Source organism: Acinetobacter sp. YH12039, from assembly GCF_013420015.1.
GTDB lineage: Bacteria > Pseudomonadota > Gammaproteobacteria > Pseudomonadales > Moraxellaceae > Acinetobacter > Acinetobacter amyesii.
Genome location: NZ_VOZA01000115.1, coordinates 1 through 1,727 on the forward strand (window position 1 = coordinate 1; position 1,727 = coordinate 1,727).

Annotated in this window: 2 protein-coding genes; both read right to left on the minus strand. The window is 31.0% G+C overall.

What is annotated here, in order from left to right; genetic code table 11:
* Nucleotides 1-301 precede the first annotated feature (301 nt).
* A complete protein-coding gene (locus FTT98_RS17645; protein ID WP_078193934.1) occupies nucleotides 302-517 on the minus strand; it encodes a hypothetical protein in 216 nt (71 codons plus the stop codon).
* A 106-nt stretch (nucleotides 518-623) separates the two neighbouring features.
* On the minus strand, nucleotides 624-1,541 hold the full coding sequence (locus FTT98_RS17650; protein WP_180177615.1) for a hypothetical protein: 918 nt from the start codon (nucleotides 1,539-1,541) through the stop codon (nucleotides 624-626).
* Nucleotides 1,542-1,727: the final 186 nt, after the last annotated feature.

Below are 1,727 nucleotides of genomic sequence, written 5' to 3' on the forward strand. Positions count from 1 at the left end.
TTCAAATGGCTATTCTACGTTTGATTGGTTTTGGAAAAAAAGAAGAATTTAAGAAAGTGCTAGCAATTTTAAGAAAGAAAAAGCCTGATAGGACAAGGATCCTATGAAATTTGTCGTGTACAGAGTATCTTTTTACATAATTATTTGATTTTTTCAGCTAGAAAAATGTAAATAAGTTATTTAGCCCCTTCTTCTACTACACATTTCTGAAGCCTAATAAATGAAATAAATAAAAATGCTCAGCGTATGTGATGTGCTGAGCATTTGCTGTTTATGACTGAAAAGCAGGAATTTTGAGAGATTATTTGATATCGAATACCCAGTTATGCGCCTCTTTATCACTGGTGGTTTCACAGACATAGTAATCTTGATCCCAAGCATCTTGGTTAAAGATTTCTTTTTTGTGGTAAGTCATCTGTTTGCCATTTTCGACACAGACAAAGCTTTCGCCTTGGTCTTTGACTTGGGTTCCGTTGAGGAAGCCACCAATACAGAGGAATCGGGATTGTTTGGGCACTGATCTATGCTACTGTAAAATAATATTAGTTGTGATTAAACGTTGTATTCTTAGAACTGTAAATAACATTTATAAATAAAAGCCTCCAATTAAGAGGCGATTATTTCTATTTTTGACAGTTATTCAAACTATTTTCTATATAGCTTTTTTCTAATTGTCCTTGTTTAAAGGATTTTAATAACCGTTCCAACCTCACTCTATTCCCAGGATAAGAGCAATACAATTTTTGCACATCATTTATTTTACTCAAAGAAGTAAGTTTACTTAAAGAATCTACGGCACCTTGCTCAACCCTAGCCCAATTTACATTTAGTTTTTTCAAATCATACTTATTGTTATGTACTGTATATAGAATATGATAATAATGAAAATCTTTTTCTGCAGGATTCATTTCCTGTATATCATTAATAATCATTTGAATAGCATCATAATTTTCTCCAAACCACTTTGGCTCAAAACTCTCCATAAATGTATTATAAATAACTCGCTGTTTTGGATATTTTACAATTCCATCTTGATAAGCTTTTAAGTAGTTTTCTTCAGCCCCCAGATCACGTAGGGTCATTAACAGTATGTAGTAATAAAAAGGATCTTTAGATGCAACATCATAATTTTCTAATAAAAAATTTAAATTTTTAATTGATTGATCACCAAAATATTGCATATTTTTTTTCGATACTTGTGAAGTATAACTTCCCCCTCTAATGCTCCAAGCATGTTTTCTAACCCAAAGCGTATAGTAAATATAACCTAATGGTGACTCTGGTTCAGCCTTAATCCATTTCTGTGCGATTGCTATATTTTCTTTATAATAATTTGGAGAAGTTACTCGATGTTTATTTACAATCCCAAGAAAAGAATCTAAATAACTAGTATGTTTAAACTTACCATCAAAATTATATTCTTCACTATTTAAAAGCTGTTGTGCTTTGTTTGAAATATCTTTGAACTTTTTCTCTCTAATCAAATTTTCCACTTCAGACTGAATGTCATATCCTGTGGGATATATACTTTCATCAACCAATTTTATGTTTGCTAACTTCGTATACGACACTTCTGCAAAAATTTGTGTAGAACAAAATGTTAATAATATAGGACTTACGCATTGACTGATTCAAAAAAGTATTAAAATACTTTATAAAGTATCTGTGATCAGACGAATTAAACATGCTTCTACAGCAACTTGTACATTACCCATTTATATGGGCTT